This window comes from Vibrio sp. 1731 (genome assembly GCF_033339955.1).
Lineage (GTDB): Bacteria > Pseudomonadota > Gammaproteobacteria > Enterobacterales > Vibrionaceae > Vibrio > Vibrio alginolyticus.
In genome coordinates, this window is record NZ_JAWOVO010000006.1 from 12430 (window position 1) to 34870 (window position 22441).

The following is a 22441-nucleotide window of genomic DNA, read 5'->3' on the forward strand; positions in this document are numbered from 1 at the left end:
CATGTTTTCCCTGTTTACTCGTCTATATGTGGGGTTAGTAACTGGCCTTGCGCTGACTGTTGCTTTGTTTCTCTTTATGGGGGAAGAGTACATGCGCAAAACAGAAGTCGGTGTTTTTTTGAGTGACGGTGCTTATTTTGTCGGTCAATACATTGAGCAACGAGGCACTCCGGATTCTCTCTACAAGAAGTTAACCGAAAACGGCAAGCAAGATTTCTTTATCTTTGATTTAACATTGGTTGAAAACTGGGACGGATCACCGCCTTGTCGAGATTGTAATCTGCTGTACCGTATGCAAGGGATACCTGTTTATCTTATTGATGGCAGTACCTATGCTGCGGTATTCCCTTTGCCTAACACTTCGAAGAGTTTAGTTTTCAAAGAAAAAACGGATTTCTTTAGCCCACACGTTGATTGGAATGAAGATTCTGAGATTGTATTTATACTTACTCTACTTTTGGTTGTTGTATGCAGTTTAGGCATTATGGTTTACATACCTGTACGACGTCTTGACCGCCAAATTCGGCAACTAACGGCTGCGCAACAACAATTTGGTTCTGGTGAGTTGAATACGCGAGTCGAGCTAAAGCAATTTTCGCAACCCGTGAAAGAGCTCGCCCAAGGCTTCAACTGCATGTCTGAAGAGATTGAGAGACGAGTACGCCAAACACACATCTTTACTCAAGCTATTCCTCATGAAGTGCGCACTCCGCTGAGTCGTATTCAGCTAGCGACGGATTTAGCTCGACGCACGAGTGGTGAAATGCAGGCAGAGTTACATGACGATATTGAACGATACGTTGATGTAGTGACGGATTTAACATCCGACATTGTCATGCTGTCTCGCTTGAGTGTGAAAAACCATTCTTTGAGCGATTCTGTTGAAACCATGGAACTGCCTCTTTGGTGTAAAAGCCGCATGAATTACCTAGGCTTAGAGTCCGCCATGTTGAGAGCAGAAAAGGAACTCGCGAACCAATTGATTCACTTTCAGCCTACTTTGGGTAACCTCGTCCTCGATAATTTATTGCAAAACGCCAAGCGTTACGGTGAATCCTGCGTTGAGGTGACGATTCGAATGGCAGCGGATTGCTGGAGCATCGATATTGAGGACGATGGTCCGGGCATACCTGAAGCGATGCGAGAAGAAGTATTTATGCCATTTTCACGTTTAGATAAAAGCCGCAACGCCGACGTGAAAGGCTTTGGTTTAGGGCTTGCTATCGCTACCAGTGCAGCGCGGCAACTGGGTTGGGAGCTTTCCGTCGGCGAGAGTCACTTAGGCGGCGCACGTTTTACGGTGCTTATTCCTGCCAACGATTAGAGTAGGCACTGCGGTAGTCTGGTTCAGCGATACCTTCATACAAATCTCCACAAGCTTGCAGCGGACCTACGACGGTTCGGTAGGGTAGGACACCTGCCCAAACAGGAATGTCCATGTCTTCTGCGTCGTCGTTGACGCCAAAATTGCTGATTTTCACTGATGCCTCCGTGAGCGGGATACGCAGTAGCATGGTGGCTTTGAGTTCTTTTTCATTACTCAAACGGACTTGTTCTGTTCTCCCCGGAGCGATCTGTTCAATAAAGTGATTCAGCAACCTGTCTTTCTCTTGGTTATCTTCCACCACCTCAAACTGGCCAAAGACCACAGCACTGCGATAATGCGCACTGTGGTGAAACGCACTTCGAGCCAATACCCAACCATCAAACAAAGTAAAGGTTAAGCACGTTTGCACTCCTTGTTTGAGTGAGCGTAACAGTCGACTGTTGTTGGCACCATGGATATACACGTAATCATCGACACGCCATGCCAGCATAGGGATGACCACAGGGCCTGACTCGTTGGTTATCGCAATATGAGCGATTAGGCTTTCATCTATGATGGCGTGCAGTTTGCTAACATCAGAGACGGCTTTATGTGCGCCTTTCTTAATTTCCGTTCTATTGGTGTTGGATAGCATTTTCTCTCCTTGTTTGCTCACGATTACGAGCGATTGATCCTCATTCTTTGATTGCAATGTAGCGTTTAACTGGTAGCTTAAAGAGAGCCAGTTTTAACTAATGGATGGATCCAGTTTGTCTTTGATTGATATCGGTGACCTACATTTAAAAGACAGTGAAGGAACGCGTCAGCAAGCGTTGTTTTTGGCTATTCGCAAGAAAATTGTTCAAGGACTGTGGGTGAAGAATGGGAAGCTGCCTTCTACGCGGAAGCTTTCACAAGAGCTTAATCTAAGTAGGAATACCGTGATTTCTGCCTACGAACAGTTAGTGGCGGAAGGGTACTTGAACAGCCAAAAAGGTTCTGGCTTTTATGTTGCCGTAGAACTGCCAGAGCAGTACTTGCCTGAACCTAGTTCAGTTCAGAGAGATTCATCACCGAAAACCAACTTTGACATCAACCGCGCATTTGCACCAGGTGTGCCGGATTTGGACGCATTTCCGATGGCGCAATGGCAAAAGTTACTCACTCGCCATATGTCTCGTACTTGCTTGTTGGGGAACCAAGATATTCAGGGCAGTTGGACATTACGCTGTGCTTTAGCTGACTACCTCGCATCAAGCCGTTCAGTGAATTGTTCTCCAGAGCGCATTATTATTACCTCTGGGGCGCAGCAAGCGTTGTCAATTGCGACGATGGTAGTGCTCAAACAAGGTGATAAGGTTCTGATGGAGCAACCAGGTTACGCGCAAATGCGGAAGTTGATTCAGTTCCAAAACTATCAATTTGAGCCTTTGTTCGTAAGAGAGAAATTAGGTTTTGATGTGGAAGCGGTGACCTCAAGCGATGCCGATGCGCTGTATATTACACCAAGTAATCAATATCCGATGGGTACCACACTCAATACCGAGCAAAGAGGAAAGATCATCAACTGGGCGGTCGAACAATCAAGTTGGATCATCGAGGATGATTATGACAGCGAATTTCAGTTTGCTCATCGTCCCTATACCAGCTTACAGGGGCTAGCAGCTCAAATGGGTCGAGATGATCGTGTGTTGTATGTGGGTTCCTTCAGTAAAGTGATGTTTAACGGATTGCGGCTTGGCTACCTTGTAGTTCCTGAACGTTTAGTAGAGCAATGCTTAGTGGTTAAAGATGCGTTAAGTGGTGATTCGCCGACGCATACACAAGAAGCATTGGCAGACTTTATTACTGAAGGTGGGTTATTACGTCATATTCGAAAAATGCGTCGACTGTACAAAACTAAGCATGAACAGATGCATGTATCCATTCAACAGCATTTTGGCGACCGTGTTTGCGTCGTTAGCCAAGCGGCGGGGCTTCATGTTACGTTGAAATGGCAAGACGGTATGGATGAGCAGCGTTTTATAAAACTAGCAGAGCATGAAGGGATCATCTTGCGACCTTTGAGCTATTATGAACACCCAGATTTTCAAGCACGTCACTGGCATGGTGCCGTGCTTGGTTACGGCAATATCGCGTTAGAGAACATAGACGCTGGTATCCAACGTTTAGCTCACATATTTCGAAATGGGAAGCGATGACTATTCAACTACACGTGTTTGTCGCTTATGTCGCCACTGTTTCCAAGGCAGTAAAAGTAGAGTAAAAATGCCAAGTGCATAAAACATTGACCAGCCTAAACATATAAAAACACCGGTACAAAGCAGTAGGGACAGTCCCGCAAGTGTTTTACCAAATCCTCGAAGCAATTTAAAAGCGGCTAACATCGCCAACATGTAAACCAGAACGAATACACTGTTTGCGAGTTTTAGGAAAAACTCCAGATCGAGCTGTGATAGGGTTCCTATCACACAAGATATCAATAATATACCGCCAACTAATATGGTGGCTGAGAAAGGGACACCACGACGCGAAATCTTGGCTAGTGGACTAGAAGGACGATGTTCACGAGCTTGAGCCCAGACCATTCGCGCTAGGCTCTGTGTGTATAAGTTAACGCTCGCGAAACAAGCGGAGAAACCTATCAAGCTGATTATCCATTTGGCTCCATCGCCTAGTAGTTGGGCACTAAGCCAGGGGATGGATGCGTTATCAAATTGAGCGTTACCATACGCGCCAAATTTTAAAATAACGACAGAGCATGCCCAATAGGTAGCCCCTGCTACAAAACAACCGACCACAATGGCAATAGGGAAATCTCTTTGAGGGTTTTTGAACTCTTCCCCCATATGGGCAAAAGCCTCTATGCCAACAAAACACCAGAACATCACGCCTAACGCTGCGGTAATAGGCCAAATTGACTCTTGTGTGATGGCGGGCATCACAAGATCGGCGCTGTTAACGTCGCCTTTCCATAAAAATGCGCCAACAAGTGCGAAGACACTCAAAGCAATAAGAGTTTGTAAATGACCTGATGATTTTGTGCCCATCAAGTTGACGAACACAAGAAGTACTACCGTGAGAACTTGTGCAAACAGATTGTTGCTAATAGGCTCTGGCAATATTTGTTGTAGAAAGCCTGCGGCGAGTGCAATCGCGGCCGGAACCCCTACCGGAATGACACTAACAAATAGCCAAGCGACACTACTTTCCAGCTTGGCGTTAAAGGCTTTGCGTACAAAAAAGGCTGTTCCGCCCGCGTTGGGGTATCGTTTACCCAGTTGAGCAAAAGTCAGCGCAATAGGACAAATCGCGATGAACAATAAAATCCAAGCCCATAGTGAAAAATGGCCAGCTATACCTGCTGCGATAGCCGGGATCATAAACAGCCCCGTTCCCATTAATGTGGTGGATAACTGTGCGATACCTGATGTGAGTGAAATGTCTTTTTTGAGCTCTTCCATGCGAATTGATTCATCCAATGTTATGAGGGTTATTGCGAAAAAGCTTGTGGCTTCTGGTTATTTCGTTTTATGTGTTTAAGCGATGCTATTTATGTGCTGAGTACTTAAGGTGGGAATTTGATTTCAATGTGTTATCTATTTTCTGTTGAAATGGATAACAGCACTCATCTCATGCCCGCCAAATAGCATATCCAAAATGTTAATAACAAAATGATTTACTAAACCGTCAATATGACGGTTGTTTTAAATAATTCCAACAAAATGTTGGTTTCTTATGCAGTTAGAATCGGTATAGAATGAGAAAAATAAGGAAAGCTTGGTAACGGTATGGACAAGTTTGATCATAAGATTGTGGATCTGCTCAGGCACAACGCTCGGCTGTCGGTGACTGAAATTGCGGATAAAGTAAACCTTTCTCGTTCTGCGGTAACGGCCCGTATTCGTAAGCTAGAGCATGACAAAGTGATTCTAGGGTATCACGCTGAAATTGCGCCTTCGGGTGGGGATTCGATTTGCGCCTATTTTGCCTTAAAGTTCGATAAATCAACCTCTACGTATTATTGCGAATCATACGCGGACGAGTTATACAAAATTGATGGCGTAAAATGGTGTCATGCGATCAGCGGTGAGACGGACATGATGGTTTTTGTCGAAGTGCCTACGATGGCTCGCTTGAACGAAATCAGAGATCAAATTCAACGATATCCAGAGCTTCGAAACCTGATGACTCATACCGTCTTAGCTGAATTCTTTAACACGACTGGGAACCTGTTTGTGAAGTGACCATGAATGGATGCTATGTTGAAAACCCTTCTGAGCGAATATGTTAAACAACATTAATTTGAATCTACTTAGATCCTTGCATGTACTTTTAGAGGAGTGTCATGTCAGCCGGACCGCAGACCGTTTGCACATTACGCAGTCTGCCGTCAGTCGACAGCTTGCACAATTGCGCGATCTGTGTGGTGACCCACTGCTTATTCGTCAAGGTAATCAACTGATACCAACGCCACGAGCAATAGCGTTAAAATCAAAGCTTGATGCATTACTGGCTGAGTTTGACCATTTACTCGATGACCAACCTTTTGAGCCGCGGCAGTGGCAAGGTGAGCTTGTTATTGCTTCTAGTGACTACGTGGCGCAATACGTATTGCCCGATATTGCCTCTCACTTGGGTGAACAAGCGCCACAGCTAGATATGGCGTACCGACTGTGGCAACCCAACTTTCTTGATAAACTTCATGAGACGGGCATCCATATCGCGTCTTCTATGTATCCAGAAAAACCACAGAGTGTGTCGAGCGTTAAAATTGGTGAGGATTCATCAGTTTGTTTGATGAAATCTTCTCATCCGTTAGCAAAGCAGGACCAGATCAGTATTGAAGACTTGATTTCATATTCACACATCAAAGTGACTGGCGGCGGAGACAAAGATTCCTACACTGATTTAGCATTGAAAGAGCTAGGGCACACCCGCCACGTTACCTTTAAGGTTCCATTCTTCTCTGCTGCGATCAATCGCTTAGTTGTAAGCGAGCACCTGATGGTGGCTCCTGAACATATTGCCGTTAACCTCGCTAAGCATTGGGACTTAACCCATAAAGCATTACCACTCGAAACACCTATTCATCAATATTGGTTAATGTGGCATCCCAAATACGACACGGATCCTGCGCATAAATGGGTGCGAGAAGAGATTCGCTCAGTAATGCAAATCTCTGAATATTCCATTCGCTAATACGTACATCGTTTAGCTATGACTTGAAGTCATGATTAGTATGAATAACTTTGATTTCTAATTATACCTCTTCCGTTGATAGAGTGAGCTTCAAAGAGGGGAAATTCTTATGACACTAACAGTTTGGTTATCACTTTTTACCGTGTGTTTATTAGGGGCTATGTCACCAGGTCCCAGCTTAGCTATTGTCGCTAAGCACTCGTTGGCTGGTGGACGTACCAATGGATTAGCTACGGCTTGGGCTCATGCGTTTGGCATTGGTATATATGCGTTTATTACCTTGATTGGTCTCGCTGTTGTTTTGCAGCAAAGCCCGATGCTGTTCAAGACGATTAGCCTTGTGGGTGCGGCATATCTTGCGTATTTAGGGTTTAATGCTTTGCGTTCAAAAGGTGGTGTGGCTGCGAAGTTGGAGTCAGGTGAGGAGACAACGGTAATCCAGTCTGCGCGAGAAGGCTTTTTTATCTCGATTTTAAGTCCCAAAATTGCTTTGTTTTTTATCGCATTATTCAGTCAGTTTGTCGCGCTCGGTAATGATTTGAGTAATCAGATGATCATTGTTGCCACGCCGTTTGTTGTGGATGGGCTTTGGTACACCTTTATTACCCTAGTGCTATCGAGCTCTAAAGTCGTTGACAGAATTCGCTCTAAGGCAGTGTTGATTGATCGTTTGTCAGGGGTAGTACTCATGCTGCTGGCTCTTAGAGTGGTCGTAACGGTATAGACAAGCTCGCAAGACAGAAATACTAAAAGCAGCCCGTGTGGCTGCTTTTTTGTCTACTCTCAGTAACCCTTACACAATTTACGTAATTCTGACGCTAAACGTTGCTAAAATTAATATTATCAATAGTGTTACTTTGGTTCATATTCTCATTTGCTGTGAAAGCTACTTTCCAACGCATTGTTATAATGAGAACGATAGCCACTTAACGTTAATACTAACAGTGTCGCATATTAAGTCGAGAGTGCTTTATTGGATAAAAACGGACTTTCCTCTTACTTACCCTATGAAAGGGGTAGAGACTTCATGACCGTTTAGAAGGTGAGAGCAATATGCAAAGAATAGTAGATTTAGCTCCAGTAGTAATTTTGACCAGTGTTTGCAGCGTTGCTTGGATATTCTTTTCAACAAAGAGCATTTGGGTGTTTTTTGAACTGTTTGTATTTACGATGCTTGGCTTTGGCCTTTTGTACGGGTTACTACAAAAGGCTGATCCTAAACACTTTGACTTTGTTTTAAATCACATCGATGAAATTAAGAAGGAAGGCAAAGATGCTTGCCTAAGCGGCGCTACGAAAGAATCCAACCCATACTCTGGTGTCGATGGTGATTTATGGGAGGCTGGTTACACAGCCTCCTACAACAAAAAGATAAAGCAATAAACCGCTAGGTGCTTATTCAACATTGTGCATTTCAAAAAAGCACCCTGCCATTTTAAGGACAGGGTGAAAGCAAGAAGTTTCTCAGGAGCGGTCGGGGGAGAGAAACTCATCTAAATCTTATTTACTTACCGGCGAACCTCTTCAAATTCACCTTCAATCGCATCTGCTTTACCTGTATTAAACTCATACTCTTCGTGCATTTCTCTCTGCATTTTCTTGACGCGCTTTTCAATACGCTTGCCGGTAATTAATGCTGCGATGGTCAACGGAATCGCAATGATCAAGCTAAATACTAACGTAAAAAAGCCGGTAATCAGTGCTAGTGCAGTTACAATAATCCGATTCATAATCATGACCTCTCTGTAATTTATGTGCTCAGATTAATGCTGTGAACATGAACAAAACATGAATGCTGACGTTCACTTTGTCCGGAGAGTGTCAAATGAATGAAACGAAAAAACGCCTGAGGGTGATCAGGCGTATAAACGGGGAAAAATATTAGTAATGCGCATGGCGCTTATTATTTAGAACAAATATGAGATATTGTCCGCTACGCTATGTGGTTAACGTTGTGGAGCAAAGTTCACCTATCGAGGGAATGTTTGGTAACGAACACCCATCATTTGTTCCATACAGTGCACAACTTGGCAGCTGTAACCGAATTCGTTGTCGTACCAGATGTAAAGTACACAACGCTTGTCTTGTGCGATAGTCGCTTGACCATCTACGACGCCTGCATGGCGAGAGCCAACTAAGTCAGTTGATACAATTTCTGTTGAATCGGTGTAGTCAATCTGTGCCGAAAGCTCAGAGTTCAACGCCATTTCACGCAAGTAATCGTTCAGTGAATCACGGTCTACGTCTTCACCTAAGTTTAGATTAGCGACTGCCATAGAAACGTTTGGTGTCGGTACGCGTATCGCGTTGCCTGTTAGCTTGCCTGCAAGCTCTGGCAATGCTTTAGCAACTGCTTTTGCCGCACCTGTTGAAGTCAGAACCATGTTTAGTGAAGCACTACGTCCGCGACGGTCACCAGAGTGGAAGTTGTCGATCAAATTTTGGTCGTTTGTGTATGAGTGCACGGTTTCAATATGGCCAGAAAGAACACCATATTTATCGTTCAGAGCCTTAAGGACTGGCGTGATTGCATTTGTTGTACAGCTTGCCGCAGAGATGATGGTGTCATCTTCTTTAATTACCGACTCATTTACACCGAAGACAACGTTTTTGATGTCACCTTTACCTGGTGCTGTTAGCAGTACTTTCTCTGCGCCTTTACACGCTAAGTGTTGGCTCAGGCCTTCAGAATCACGCCAAACACCTGTGTTATCAACAACTAGCGCGTTATTGATACCGAAAGCTGAGTAATCCACTTCGCTTGGGTTATTTGCGTAGATGATTTGGATGTAGTTGCCGTTAACGATCAGTGCTTTACGCTCTTCATCGATAACAATGCTACCGTTGAACTGACCGTGAACTGAGTCACGACGCAGCAAGCTAGCACGCTTCTCCAAATCGCCTTTTTTACCGCCACGAACCACAATCGCACGTAGTCTTAGTGGGTAACCTGGACCACTTTTCTCAATGAGAAGGCGAGTAAGTAGTCGACCAATGCGACCGAACCCGTAAAGAACCACATCACGCGCTTTCAATGAAGAATCTGCGTCGCGAGCGCCATCAAGTGCAGTGATAAGGAAATCGTTTAGAGAGCTTGTATCGTCATGTTCATTCCAGTACATAGTTGCCAATTGGCCAACATCGACACGGCATGAAGAAATGCTCATTTCACAAAGCGCTTGAATAATAGGCATCGTGTGCTCAAGCGAAAGTGGGTTACCGGTATAACGTCTTGCAACGCGATGAGTTTTGAGAATGTCTATAGTAGTAGCATTAATAAGCGTTTTACCAAACAGAACCACTTCGATTCCTTTTTGACGATATAGCTTACCAATTAGAGGGGAAATAGATTCAGCAATCGTTTGGCTAGTTTGCCAGTCTTGGAGATATTTCTCTGGACTCATTGTTGTATTAGACCTTTCACGTTTTGGGGGCTAACCATACTCTCTGTTGTTGCCTCTTCGGCAGCGTGCAAGAGTGTGGTGGGTTATGTAATCGGGTTGTAATAGTTATGTGTGCGGATTCTAAGATCGGAGTCCTTATTCTGCTAGGAAAATTAAATCCAGTGTAAAACACTACTTAAGGGGACGTTAGTGGTGGATTAATGTGACTAAAGCAGTGGTTTTCACGTATTGACATTTAGAAAGTAACTTACTTTTTTTGCGATGATAACGTTTGCTTTCAAATTAGTTTTGTTGACAAAAATGGATATTTTGCATTTTTGTGTGATTTGACTCGATAAGGCAACTCAATAGGTAAACATACAATAGATGATTTCCTGAAAAGTGATGCGACTCTTAGTTGTGAGTGAAACTTTATTGTTTGCATCCAACTTTAAGATCAAAAAATATGACTTAAATCACAATTGCCACTTCATTAGCCGATGATAAAACACTCACAATAACCATAATCTAGGTAGGTGAATGTTGTTTGAAAGTAACAATGTCGTATATGCCTTTCAATGCGGGAAACTAGTCTAATATTAAATAAACGGATGAAATCAACCATTAGGCTGATGGATGTTGAGATTATCAATAAAAACACGCTTAGCACTCCTCGCACTATTACCCGCTGTGGTAATCGTGGTATTTGCAGTTCAGCAGTTTTCTGATAATGCGTTGCGCGTGAGCCGTCTCAATCAAACGGTTAGCAATATTCAAGGTTTCCAATTGATATCCAAGGCCTCCCACTTTATTTACTCCATAGAGAAAGTACGCCGACAGCCTGATCTTCAAGTCTCTGCAGCCATTAATATTGAAGAACAAGGTGAAGTTATTTCTTCTTTGCATCAAAAGTTTGTGAGTAACCCTAATACTGCTGAGTATGCTGATGAACTGAAAGAAGCCATGCTGGGGGTATTGTCAGGTAGATTGAGTGAGATGGACGACCTGGGTGATTGGGCATTTCAACAGCTCCAAAATATGTCGCGCTCTTTGTTGCAAAATCATCAATGGTATGGCAGTGACGATGGCATTCGCATGCAAAATTTTATTGCCTACCTTGCTCAGCTCTCTTTTTGGACACAGAAAGAAGCTTGGCTGACGAACCGTTTAGTCCAAGACCCTAAGAGTCGGCTAAGTCAAAGTATGTTTTATCAGGCGATTGACCGACAGCAGCAAAATTTGGATGCGTTTTTAAACTTAGGTGGGTCATACGAGCAAGTGGATAAATTGCTTGGCTTGTTTACTTCGCCGAGATATCAGAGAAACTTGGCGTCTCGCGGACAATTAATGTCAGGAGACATGTCACAAAGTGACTACGCCGCGTATTTAAAAGAACTCGATTTTCGTGTGCAGCGCTTACAAGTGCTCATCGATGGGTTCACCAAACAAACTGAGCAGTCGCTTCTCACGCAGGTTCATGAACAAAAGGCCAATATAGCCATGATCAGTTTTGGCGTTGCCTTAGTGGTTATCCTGCTTTGTTGGCTCGGATTTAGTACTTGGTTCCGCGTTAACAGCAAACTCGATGCGATCATTCATACTTTAAACGCGTTGATCAACTCCGAAGAGAAGCAAACAAAAGTCAAAGTTGATGGAAGTGATGAACTGACCATTTTTGCTCAGCAAGTGAATCGAGTGGTTGAAGAAATGCAGAGACAAACTGAAGAAATACTGCATGCAAAAGAGTCAGCAGTATCGGCTAATCGTGCAAAATCTGTGTTTCTTGCCAACATGTCACATGAAATCCGCACGCCCCTTAACGGGATCATGGGCATGACAGAAATACTCTCTCAAAGTGAGTTGTCTTCGCATCAACAAGAAGTTGTTGATGACATTGACTCCTCATCTCAAACGCTGCTTACTTTACTTAACGATATATTGGATCTCTCTAAAATCGAGTCTGGACGATTGGAGCTGTCACTAGTAGAAGCGGATATCCGAGAAGTCGTGTATCAGTCGATGATTTTATTCCAATCCAAAGCAACATCTAAACAGCTAAAGTTAGGTATTAATTTAGCTGAAAATATCCCCATTCGCGTGATGGTCGATGATCATCGTGTCAAACAGGTAGTTACGAATCTGGTATCGAATGCGGTTAAGTTTACCGAAAGTGGGCATGTATGCGTTGATGTTAGTTATGAGGAGTTACTTGAGAAAGAACGTGGAGTGCTGACGTTTAAAGTAGAAGATACCGGAATAGGCATTGATCAAGATAAGTTAACCACGATTTTTGAACCCTTTACTCAGGAAGATGAAGGAGTGTCGAAGCAATTTGGCGGTACAGGGTTGGGTTTGGCAATTTGTTGTCAGCTTGTGTCGATGATGGGGGGCAAGCTCGTAGCAACATCTACAAAAGGAGTGGGCACATGCTTTGAATTCTCGATTGAGGTTGAAGCAATTCCGGTGTTTGGCTGGCGTTCGGAGGTGATTAATAAAGGGCTTTTGATCTGCTCAAATTACGACTACGCCGACCAAGTATTAAAAGAGTGTCGCTTAGCGAAAATCAATCTCTTTGGTGTTAATAATGTGAATGAAGTGCAAGCGATAAATGATGACTTTGATGTCATATTTCTGTGCCACAGTAACGACGCTAATACCGATGAAATCTTGGATAATCTATCATTTAATTACGATCTTCGCCGTGTGATTATTTGCCAGCATCATTTATCCACTCCCTACGAAAATGCAGAAAAAGTACATGCCGTACTCACATTACCTTTCCTTGGCAATCGATTTAAGCATGTCATTGATGATTTAGCTAAGGTTGAAAAGACTATATCAAGTGACAATGTCACCAATAATGTTGTCAGCTCTGAATATCGAGCGTCGCGCTCTCATCGGAGGATCTTAATTGCGGAGGATAATTTGATGAACCAGAAAATAGCGAGTTTTTTTCTGGATAAAGCAGGTTATGACTATTTGATAACAAGCAACGGTCAAGAAGCGTTAGAAGCCATCACAAAGGGAGAAGAATTCGATGCAATTTTAATGGACTGCATGATGCCCGTGATGGATGGACTGACCGCGACGAAAGAAATTCGTCGTTGGGAAAAGAAAGCAGGACGTGAAAAAACGATGATTATCGCACTCACTGCGAGTGTTTTGGAAGAAGACATCCACAACTGTTTTGCGGCAGGCATGGATGCTTATTTACCTAAGCCGTATAAATCGAACCAGTTATTTGAGCTCTTTAGTGAATTAAAACTCGCCTAGCTAACATTTCAACTTAGACAAGGCCTCAAAACGATAAAGCCCCACTTCAGGGGCTTAGTTCTGATTATTCATTGTTGTGCGTTGGCTTGAGCGCCTGCGAGTTTGCGTATGGTTTGGCGATAGGTTAGGTATGCGGAAACACCAGCTAACAGGTTGCCGATACAAGCGCCTAAGAGTAAACCTCGGATTCCATCCATTTGAGCGCCAACCCACAAGCACGGTAGGAAAAAGACAAACAAGCGCAGCGCTGAAATAGTGAGCGCGGTGTAAGATTTGCCTAATGCATTACAAAGAGAAACCATTAGCATACAAACCCCTAATGAACCCAAACTGATCGGCACTATCAGTAAATGCATTTCCAAGACTTGCTCCACTTGCACATCACTTGTCATCAATAATGCGAGTGGATTTGCGACGGCAAATGTAATGGCAGCAATCAAAAGTTGGAAACCTAGAATGAATTTTACGGCAATACTGACGAGCCTTTGGATATCTTCATAGTTCTTTGCTCCAAGTAAGCGTCCAACCATTGGAGGCATAGACATTGTCAGCGCCAAGACCGAAACGATAGCAAAGAACTCATAGCGTGAACCAAGCGCCCAAGCGGCGACTGCTGCGGTTCCAAAGCTTGCCAATAATTTTGTTGCTAGCATGGAAGACAACGGTGGCAGCAGTTGGCTAATCATCGCAGGGCCCATAATGTTACCGATAGATGCAACACTTTTGGCTACGTTAAGATCTTGCCATTGTGTCGTTGCCCAGTGATTCTTTTTCACGCGAGGAGCGACGACTAAAATACCAAACCCAAAAGCGACGATGGTTGCTATTGCCGCTCCGTTAATACCCAAGTCAAACGTGAAAATAAATAGCGGGTCGAGCACAAGGTTCACGCCGCTGGTTATCATCATCATTGTGCCAGGTAACATTGTATTGCCATTAGCTCGGCAGATACTGTAATAAAAATACAAAACCGCACCAGTCCATGAGCTTAATAACCACCAAGGCCAGTAATTGTCGATTATCGGCATAACAGATTCTGGAGCGCTTAATAGAGCTAAAATGGGGTAGCGCAAAAGCCAAATTAGCCCGCCAAAAATAGCGACACCAATTGAGCCGATCATCAATACTAATCCGCCAAGTTGTTTGGCATACCGACTTTCATTCGCCCCAAGAGCTTTAGAAATGACCGCTGTCGTTGCGATCCCTAGACCGACTTGAATGCCGATAATGACCATTTGCAAAGGCAGAGTGAAACCTTGAGCGGCTAACGGTAAAACGCCGAGCTGACCGATAAACGCGCTATCCACAAGCTGAAAGCTCATTAAAGACAGAACGCCAAATAGCATTGGCCAGGTCATCGTAAATAATTGTTTTGCAAGCGTTGGTTGTGTACTTGTCGTAGTTGAAGACATAGAAAGCTGAATGCGTTAGGAATAAGAGTTAGATTGATTGTACACGGCGGTTAGTTTAGAGACAAAAATAAACCCCGAGGAAGATATTCTTGCTCGGGGTTCGAAAATCTAGCTTACGCGTTTATTTTTTGCCGCTAGTTTGCTTGTCTTCTTCAGTCAGCTCACGAATGCGACGGCTGATGTCGCGACGTGCTTTAGAGATCTCAGCGCTTTTAATGATGTGGTCATCAACACGATCTTCATAGTCTGCTTTCATATTTTTGATGATTGCGACGATTTCATCGTGAGTCATTTCTGGTTTGATGTAGTCTAGAAGGTTTTCTAGAAGATCAACACGTTTGCGGTTATCACGAACTTTCTTCTCGTTATCAAGAAGCTCACGTTTTAGTTTGTTTTTACGACGAGCTTGGTTAACGATTTCAAATACGCTACTCATAGTTCTCTTTCCTAATTTTATGAATATCTTCCTCGATTAAAGCACAACATCCAGTGGCATAACAGTCTTTAGATCAATAGCAATGCAGAGTTGAACATTTCTCAACCAATTGCGCTGTGTCCATATAATCGTGCTGCTTTCTTCGAGTTTTGGCCAACATTGTAGAATCCATCGATTCATTGTCATAACGTGGCCTTCACTATATTATCAACACCATTGAATGCAAAATGATGAACTTGATATGGACTCTGGTAACACTGCGGAGCAAGTAAATAGTCAAGATAATGAGCAAGTCACTCGCTCTGTGGCTGAAAAGTTAAAAACGGCGTATATCAACGCCCGTGAGCAACTCGAAATCATCGAAGTTGAGCTTAATCGTTCAAAAATAATGATGGTCGACCAAGATGGCAATTTGACGAGAGTGCCGATTCTCTCGGAGCATTGATACCTGACCCTATTCGTAAGGGGTGTCAGGTCTTACGCTATGCTTTAGCCTGACACCAACACCTGAACCGCTAACGCTTCTTGCACTGCTGTGTGAATTTATGGCGTATGATTTCGAAGCGATTTAGGTACAAAGTCAAATGCAAAAATAATAAGGAAATGCATTATGAAAGTTGAGCTAACGGCAATTGAAGCACGAGTTATTGGTTGCTTGATCGAAAAAGAAGTCACTACCCCAGATCTTTACCCCCTCAGCCTGAACGCATTAACCAACGCGTGTAATCAAAAAAGCAACCGTGATCCCGTGATGTCACTCTCTGAGTCAGACGTACTCGATGCCGTTGATGCTCTTATTGAGCGCAGGCTCGTCAGTGACGAAAGTGCGTTCAACAGCCGCGTCAGCAAGTATCAACACCGTTTCTGTAATACGGAATTTGGTGATTTAAAGCTGACAGAGCAGGAGAAGGGCATTGTATGCTGTATGCTTTTGCGCGGAGCTCAAACACCTGGGGAAATTCGTACTCGTACTAATCGTCTCGCGACATTTCATGATGTAAAAGAAGTGGAAACGGTCCTTGAGCATTTAGCAAGTGAAGAGAAAGGACCATTAGTGGTCAAATTACCACGTGAGGCTGGTAAGCGGGAGTCGCGTTATATGCATTTGTTCTGTGGTGATGTTGATGCGTCCGAACTTGCAGCGCCTGTGTCTGCTGCAAGCTCGAGCTCCGATCGAGTAAGTCAGCTAGAGCTCGAAGTCGCTCAGCTGAAAGAAGAGCTGGATGAATTAAAAGCTAAGGTTGAGTCACTGCTTTCATGATGGAAAATACAACGCAGCGTTGGAGTGTCTACCTGATACGAAATAACCGCAACGCGTTGTATTGTGGTGTTACCAATGATGTTGAACGAAGATTCAATCAGCACCAAACCGGAAAAGGAGCGAAAGCTTTGAAGGGAAAAGGCCCTTTGGTATTGGAATGGTCATCGGATTTTGACTCAAAGACGCTTGCCATGCGAGCAGAGTACTATATTAAGCAACTAACTAAAGCGAAAAAAGAGCTGCTCGTTATGTCAAAAGCAAATATTGTCGTCGACGAACATCAACAAATGATGTTAGAGATAGTGGCACTCTGATAAGCCCTTGCTACGCAAAGATACACGGAAACCGCCTATGTCACATTGGCGGTTTCTTTTTGTTTTTGGAGTACCATGTAGGAATAAACTGACGCATAATGGGCTGGTGTTCTGTTTAAAGGTCCTGAGTATGAAAAGCGCGAAATGTCTCTACGTCATCGAGACAAAGGAAGCGACTCAATGTACTTTATTTGCATCCACTCAGACCAAGAACCAATTTACTATTGAAACAGGCACTAAGAGGAAGGTAGATTACAAGAGTATAGGATGACTCGGCTAGGTAATGAATAGAGCTGAATTAGGCTCATAAAAAAGCTAAAAGAGCAGTAGATGAAAAAAGCGTTAGTATTCTCCCTGATTTCAATGGCCGCTTTTGCGCCGAATGTGCAGGCCACCCAAGTTCTTAATGGGTATTGGGCATATCAAGAGTTTTTAGACCAGTTTCCACAACAGAAGCAGTTAACTAGTGCGTTGGCTGAAGTGGTAAGAGAAACCCCTGTACCCGTAGCAAAAGACAAAAAGCGTCCACTGAAAATTTCTGTTGTTTATCCAGGGCAGCAGATCTCTGATTATTGGATTCGAAACATCGATGCGTTTGAAAAACGCCTAGATAAGCTTGATATCGACTATCAACTAAATCAAGTGTTTACTCGTCCTAATGCAGATATAAAGCAGCAAAGTTTGTCTTTAATGGAGGCGCTGAAAAGCAACTCCGATTACTTGATCTTTACTCTAGATACCACAAGACATCGTAAGTTTGTTGAGCATGTCTTAGATTCAAAGAAAACCAAGTTAATTTTACAAAATATCACCACACCTGTTAGGGATTGGGAACATCATCAGCCGTTTCTTTATGTTGGTTTCGACCACGCAGAAGGAAGTCGTGAATTGGCCGTTGAGTTTGGCAAGCGTTTCCCTAAACATAGCCACTATAGTGTTCTCTACTTCTCAGAGGGCTACATTAGTGACATCAGAGGCAACACTTTTATCAACCAAGTGAACCGCGATAATCAATTTGAACTACAATCTGCTTACTACACCAAAGCAACAAAGCAATCTGGGTATGAAGCTGCAAAAGCCAGTTTGGAGAAGTATCCGGACGTTGACTTCATTTACGCGTGTTCTACCGATGTAGCATTAGGTGCTGTTGACGCTCTTAAAGAGTTAGGTCGTGATGATGTCATGATCAATGGTTGGGGCGGCGGTTCAGCAGAGTTAGAGGCGCTTTCTAAAGGGGAGTTAGACGTTACCGTTATGCGTATGAACGATGATACAGGTATTGCAATGGCTGAGGCCATTAAGTGGGATTTAGAAGGAAAGCCAGTTCCCACCGTTTACTCTGGTGATTTTGAAGTCGTTACCAAATCGGACTCTCCAGAAAGAATTGAAGCATTAAGAAAACGTGCATTTAGATACTCAGATAATTGATGACAACTACATCAAAAACAAGAAAGCGTCGCTCACTGTCGACGCTTATTACCAAAATAATTATTCTCGTACTTGCTCCGATCATTCTAGGCATCTTTGTTCAGAGTTATTACTTCTCGAAGCAGATTATTTGGCAGGAAGTCGACCGAACCAAGCAGCAGACCTCTGCCCTGATCCTGAACATTTTTGATAGCCATTTTGCAGCGATTCAGATTCATCACAACAGCAATTCGAAAAGTGATGTTGTATTGGATTTTTATACAGAACGTGATGAAGAGGCACTCAATTACTTTTTCATGAGTATTGACCAGAGTGATCCTTCCCATACACCGGAGTTTCGTTTCCTAACCGATCATCAAGGTATTATTTGGGACGATGGCAACGCGCATTTCTATGGCATCAACAACCTGATACTTAGCCGACTTGCCAGTCAGGTGACCTTTAGCAACAACTGGTATTATCTACCCTCACAGACCCCGATGGGAACTCGCCATCTGTTACTTCGTCGCGTACCCGTTTTACAACCTAAAACCGGTGAAGTGATGGGGTACTCTTACAATGTTGTTGTTTTAGATAATAACTTTGGGTTGATGGAAAGGTTAAAAAATGAAGGCAACGTCGACAATGTTGTGTTGGTCGCTAACAACACACCATTGGCAAGCTCATTAGTAGGAGATGAGGCTTATCAAATATTTGACGTACTCAAACGACGAGAGTCCCAGCACAAGCTTGACCAATTATTGATCATCAAAACCCCTATTGAGGTAAATGCCGCCGAGACTGACTTGTGCTTGCTTACTGTGCAAGACAATCAGAGCGTGGTGACATTGCAAATCCAACACCTGCTAGCAATGCTAGCCTCAGTTATCGGTATGGTCATGATTGCGCTAATGACTAAAGAATGGATCGAGAATCGAGTAGTTGAAGAGTTAGGATCCCTGATGGCATATACCCGCTCGGCTCGTGAAGAAAAAGGATTTGAGCGTTTTGAGGGGTCAGATATTGAGGAATTCGATCATATTGGTTCGACACTAGAAAACACTTTTGAAGAGCTTGAAGCACAAAAGCGCTCTTTCCGCGACCTGTTTAACTTTGCGTTATCACCTATTATGGTGTGGTCTGAATCGGGTGTACTTGTCCAAATCAATCCGGCAGCACGCAAAGAGTTAGTCATGGAAAACGATGTTGAAACCATGCACCCAGTGTTCAAAGGTTTCAAAGAAAAGTTGATGCCACACCTTCGCATGGCGGCTCAGGGAGCTACGTTGACAGGCGTTAATGTGCCAATTGGAGACAAAGTATATCGCTGGAACTTATCGCCGATTCGAGTTGATGGAGATATTAGCGGTATTATTGTTCAAGGTCAGGATATAACCACGCTTATTGAGGCGGAAAAACAGAGTAACTTGGCGCGCAAAGAAGCAGAAAAATCTGCTCAAGCCCGTGCCGACTTTCTGGCTAAAATGAGCCATGAGATCCGAACGCCAATCAATGGAATTTTAGGGGTTGCTCAATTGCTAAAAGACTCTGTGGAAACAGAAGAGCAGAATAACCAAATTGACGTACTTCGGCATAGTGGTGAGCACTTACTTGCTGTTTTGAATGATATTTTGGACTTTTCGAAGATTGAGCAGGGTAAGTTTAATATCCAAAAGCACCCGTTTTCTTTCACTGATACAATTCGAACGTTAGAAAACATTTATCGTCCTATTTGTGAAAGTAAAGGCGTCAACCTTGTCATTGAAAACAAAATAGATCCCAATGTTGAAATTTTTACTGACCAAGTTCGTCTGAACCAAATTTTATTCAACCTAGTCAGTAACTCAGTAAAGTTTACGCCCTCGGGTAGCGTGCGCTTGCATGCTGAACTTGAGCAGTTCTATGGCGCTGACAATAGCGTGCTGGTCGTGGAAATTACGGATACAGGTATCGGCATCGAGTCTGACAAACTCGACCAAATGTTCGAACCTTTTGTTCAAGAAGAAGCAACAACGACTCGAGAATACGGTGGCAGTGGCTTAGGGCTGACCATTGTGAAGAGCCTTGTCGACATGCTGGAAGGTGATGTTCAAGTCCGCAGTCAGAAAGGCTTAGGAACGACTTTTGTCATTACAATGCCAGTGAAAGATCGTGAGCGAGTACTCACCCCTCTTGATTCGAGTTTGCGAGTTAAGCCAGGTGAACTATTTGCAGAGAGTCTCAAAGTGTTGTTGGTAGAGGATAACCATACTAACGCATTCATTCTAAAAGCGTTTTGTAACAAGTACAAAATGCAGGTTGATTGGGCGAAAGATGGGTTAGAAGCAATGGAATTCTTAAAAGATCATACTTACGATTTGATACTGATGGACAACCAACTTCCGCATCTTGGTGGAATTGAAACGACCAAAGAGATCCGACAAAAGCTAAAACTAGGCACGCCAATTTATGCGTGTACTGCTGACACCGCGAAAGAAACCAGTGACGCCTTTATGGAATCGGGTGCGAATTACGTGCTTCTCAAGCCGATTAAAGAAAATGCGCTCCATGAAGCATTTGTGGATTTTAAACAGCGGTTCTTAGTCGAGCGAACATGAATAATTGGCTCACTACGAGATAACCCAATTATTCATTATCTGAAAAGCACAACACCATGACTGTGGGTTGTGCTTTTTTGTATCTGACCCTTTTACTCTTATACAAATCAGACTTTATTGGTCTCGACGTTTGTTGTGTACATCGCTGCATTTCAAGTTCAAACATAGTGTTGTGTTACTTAGATTTCTGCCCCTTCACTGACACACCCAACGTGATTTCAATCACAAAAAGATATTTACTTAGCGTGCTAACTATTTTATATTACTTAGCACGCTAAGTAATTGAGTAGATCTTATGATTCAAGACATCAACAGTTTGCGAGACCTTTCTCTGGCTGAAAAATTATCTCGTGTTGCTCGTTTGTGGAAAATGGTTGCAGATCGCGAGTTAGAGCCTTTAAACCTAACGTATCCGCGTTGGACTGCGTTATGGAAGCTTTATCGAATGGGTGACAACATCAGTCAGAAGCATTTGGCTGAAGCGCTTGAGATCGAGTTAGCGTCGTTGATGCGAACATTAAAATTATTAGAAGAGCAATCTCTGATCGTTCGCCATTGCTGTGAACACGATAAGCGAGCACGTATTGTTAGCCTCACAGAAGAGGGGAAAACCCTACTAAAGCAAATGGAGGCTCGAATTCTTCAAGTTCGAAGCAAGCTCCTAACGGACATCAACGACCAGGAACTTCAGCAGCTTTCATTGATTCTTGATCAGATTGCTCACAATGCGCTTGATTCACTTAGCGAATAAGTCAGAAAACCGAATAAAAAGAGAAGTAAACGCCTATGACTCCAGATCAAAAATTCGCACGTTGGATCAAATATTCTTGCGTCGCGTTTGTCCTTGTCTTTGCCTATTTTCTAGTTGCAGATCTCGCCATGCCGTTGACGCCTCAGGCAATGGCAACGCGTGTGGTAACTAAAGTGGCCCCCCGTGTGAGTGGGCAGATTACGCATCTTTATGTTGCCAACAACCAAGAAATAAGCCAAGGCGACCTACTATTTCAGATTGATCCCCAGCCTTATCAGCTCGCCGTAGAAAAGGCTCAACTTAACCTTGAGCGTGTGATTCAAAACAACGAACAACTTGATGCTTCTATTGCGGCGGCAAAAGCAGACGTTGAAGCGAGCAAAATCGTGGCGGAACAAAAAGTTCGCGAAGCGAAACGTCTTAATACCCTGTTTCACCGTAATGGTACTTCGCAACAACAGCGCGATGACGCACAGAGCAGCGCAACGGCAGCTAAAGCGAACTTACTGGCCGCACGTGCTCGTTTAAAAGAGTTGGAAGTAAACCGCGGTGATTTAGGCGCGACGAATGTGAATATCCGCGTGGCGCAAAACCAGCTAAAACAAGCGGAACTTAATCTGTCTTACACTCAAGTCTCGGCGGAACATGATGGCGTTGTCGCTAACTTGCAGCTGGAGACGGGGGCCTATGCGGCAGCTGGTACACCTCTTGTCGCTTTAGTCTCCGATGACGTGGATATCATTGCCGACTTTCGTGAAAAGAGTTTACGACACTTTAATCAGAACAGCCGTGCGTTAGTGGCTTTTGATAGCTTGCCTGGTGATGTATTTGAAGCTCGTATTACGAGTGTGGATGCCGGGGTCAGCTCGGGTCAGTTCGATGCGGATGGTCGCTTAGCAACACCAACTGACTCAAACCGTTGGGTGAGAGACGCGCAGCGCTTACGTTTACATTTAGCTATCGATGAGCCTCAGCAGCGTGCATTTCCAGCAGGGGCACGAGCAACCGTGCAGTTGTTGCCAGAAAACGCATTATCTGGCTGGTTAGCGAGATGCCAGATCCAATTCTTGAGTCTTCTTCATTATATTTATTAACGAGG

General features: G+C 43.7%; 20 protein-coding genes. 14 read left to right on the forward strand and 6 right to left on the reverse strand.

Going from position 1 to position 22441, the window contains the following annotated elements:
- Position 1: 1 nt before the first annotated feature.
- Positions 2-1324, forward strand: a complete 1323-nt coding sequence (locus tag R7035_RS08705) for an ATP-binding protein (protein WP_248486476.1) — start codon at positions 2-4, stop codon at positions 1322-1324.
- On the opposite strand, the gene R7035_RS08710 is transcribed toward R7035_RS08705, so the two are convergent.
- On the reverse strand, positions 1305-1961 hold the full coding sequence (locus R7035_RS08710; protein WP_248486474.1) for a pyridoxamine 5'-phosphate oxidase family protein: 657 nt from the start codon (positions 1959-1961) through the stop codon (positions 1305-1307). The genes R7035_RS08705 and R7035_RS08710 overlap by 20 nt on opposite strands.
- 100 nt (positions 1962-2061) lie before the next feature.
- Here R7035_RS08710 and R7035_RS08715 point away from each other — a divergent pair, with 100 nt between their 5' ends.
- Positions 2062-3507: a PLP-dependent aminotransferase family protein gene (locus R7035_RS08715; RefSeq protein WP_285400198.1), complete on the forward strand. Its 1446-nt coding sequence runs from the start codon at positions 2062-2064 to the stop codon at positions 3505-3507.
- Here the strand turns inward: R7035_RS08715 and yjeH are convergent, their stop codons facing one another.
- Positions 3508-4770 carry an L-methionine/branched-chain amino acid transporter gene (gene yjeH, locus R7035_RS08720; protein WP_017635168.1) on the reverse strand — a complete coding sequence of 421 codons (1263 nt, stop codon included), beginning with the start codon at positions 4768-4770 and terminating at the stop codon, positions 3508-3510.
- A gap of 327 nt (positions 4771-5097) precedes the next feature.
- Here yjeH and R7035_RS08725 point away from each other — a divergent pair, with 327 nt between their 5' ends.
- The 4 genes from R7035_RS08725 (at position 5098) to R7035_RS08740 (ending at position 7891) form a co-directional block, all read left to right on the forward strand.
- Positions 5098-5553, forward strand: coding sequence for an Lrp/AsnC family transcriptional regulator (locus tag R7035_RS08725; protein WP_005373615.1), 456 nt, complete (start codon positions 5098-5100; stop codon positions 5551-5553).
- Positions 5554-5593: 40 nt separating this feature from the next.
- On the forward strand, positions 5594-6508 hold the full coding sequence (locus R7035_RS08730) for a LysR family transcriptional regulator (RefSeq protein ID WP_285400200.1): 915 nt from the start codon (positions 5594-5596) through the stop codon (positions 6506-6508).
- A 109-nt stretch (positions 6509-6617) separates the two neighbouring features.
- Positions 6618-7232, forward strand: coding sequence for a LysE family translocator (locus R7035_RS08735; protein ID WP_285400202.1), 615 nt, complete (start codon positions 6618-6620; stop codon positions 7230-7232).
- Between the two features lie 329 nt (positions 7233-7561).
- Complete coding sequence (locus R7035_RS08740) at positions 7562-7891, forward strand: hypothetical protein (RefSeq protein ID WP_318146096.1); 330 nt, start codon at positions 7562-7564, stop codon at positions 7889-7891.
- Between the two features lie 125 nt (positions 7892-8016).
- Here the strand turns inward: R7035_RS08740 and R7035_RS08745 are convergent, their stop codons facing one another.
- Positions 8017-8238, reverse strand: coding sequence for a hypothetical protein (locus R7035_RS08745; protein ID WP_005373607.1), 222 nt, complete (start codon positions 8236-8238; stop codon positions 8017-8019).
- Between the two features lie 240 nt (positions 8239-8478).
- The gene (locus tag R7035_RS08750) at positions 8479-9912 is read right to left on the reverse strand and encodes a glyceraldehyde-3-phosphate dehydrogenase (RefSeq protein WP_025767937.1); all 1434 of its coding nucleotides are present in this window, start codon (positions 9910-9912) and stop codon (positions 8479-8481) included.
- Positions 9913-10527: 615 nt separating this feature from the next.
- Here R7035_RS08750 and R7035_RS08755 point away from each other — a divergent pair.
- The gene (locus R7035_RS08755; RefSeq protein ID WP_318146097.1) at positions 10528-13164 is read left to right on the forward strand and encodes an ATP-binding protein; all 2637 of its coding nucleotides are present in this window, start codon (positions 10528-10530) and stop codon (positions 13162-13164) included.
- 68 nt (positions 13165-13232) lie between these two features.
- On the opposite strand, the gene R7035_RS08760 is transcribed toward R7035_RS08755, so the two are convergent.
- Positions 13233-14576, reverse strand: a complete 1344-nt coding sequence (locus R7035_RS08760; RefSeq protein ID WP_053349267.1) for an MATE family efflux transporter — start codon at positions 14574-14576, stop codon at positions 13233-13235.
- A gap of 121 nt (positions 14577-14697) precedes the next feature.
- On the reverse strand, positions 14698-15012 hold the full coding sequence (locus R7035_RS08765; protein WP_005373603.1) for a DUF496 family protein: 315 nt from the start codon (positions 15010-15012) through the stop codon (positions 14698-14700).
- A 241-nt stretch (positions 15013-15253) separates the two neighbouring features.
- On the opposite strand from R7035_RS08765, the gene R7035_RS08770 reads away from it, so the two are divergent.
- The 7 genes from R7035_RS08770 (at position 15254) to R7035_RS08800 (ending at position 22436) form a co-directional block, all read left to right on the forward strand.
- Entirely contained in the window at positions 15254-15457 is a 204-nt protein-coding gene (locus tag R7035_RS08770; RefSeq protein ID WP_031777159.1) for a hypothetical protein, read from the forward strand.
- 165 nt (positions 15458-15622) lie between these two features.
- Positions 15623-16273 (forward strand): YceH family protein, encoded by a 651-nt coding sequence (locus R7035_RS08775; RefSeq protein WP_005373594.1) that lies wholly within the window; start codon positions 15623-15625, stop codon positions 16271-16273.
- Positions 16270-16587 (forward strand): GIY-YIG nuclease family protein, encoded by a 318-nt coding sequence (locus R7035_RS08780; RefSeq protein ID WP_005373593.1) that lies wholly within the window; start codon positions 16270-16272, stop codon positions 16585-16587. The genes R7035_RS08775 and R7035_RS08780 overlap by 4 nt, the downstream gene beginning before the upstream one ends.
- Before the next feature lie 330 nt (positions 16588-16917).
- Complete coding sequence (locus R7035_RS08785; protein ID WP_005385634.1) at positions 16918-18015, forward strand: autoinducer 2-binding periplasmic protein LuxP; 1098 nt, start codon at positions 16918-16920, stop codon at positions 18013-18015.
- Positions 18015-20591, forward strand: coding sequence for a quorum-sensing autoinducer 2 sensor kinase/phosphatase LuxQ (gene luxQ, locus R7035_RS08790; RefSeq protein ID WP_017635176.1), 2577 nt, complete (start codon positions 18015-18017; stop codon positions 20589-20591). The genes R7035_RS08785 and luxQ overlap by 1 nt, the downstream gene beginning before the upstream one ends.
- Positions 20592-20886: 295 nt before the next feature.
- Entirely contained in the window at positions 20887-21342 is a 456-nt protein-coding gene (gene slyA / locus R7035_RS08795) for a transcriptional regulator SlyA (RefSeq protein WP_017635177.1), read from the forward strand.
- A 35-nt stretch (positions 21343-21377) separates the two neighbouring features.
- Positions 21378-22436 (forward strand): HlyD family secretion protein, encoded by a 1059-nt coding sequence (locus R7035_RS08800; RefSeq protein ID WP_005373588.1) that lies wholly within the window; start codon positions 21378-21380, stop codon positions 22434-22436.
- Positions 22437-22441 lie beyond the last annotated feature (5 nt).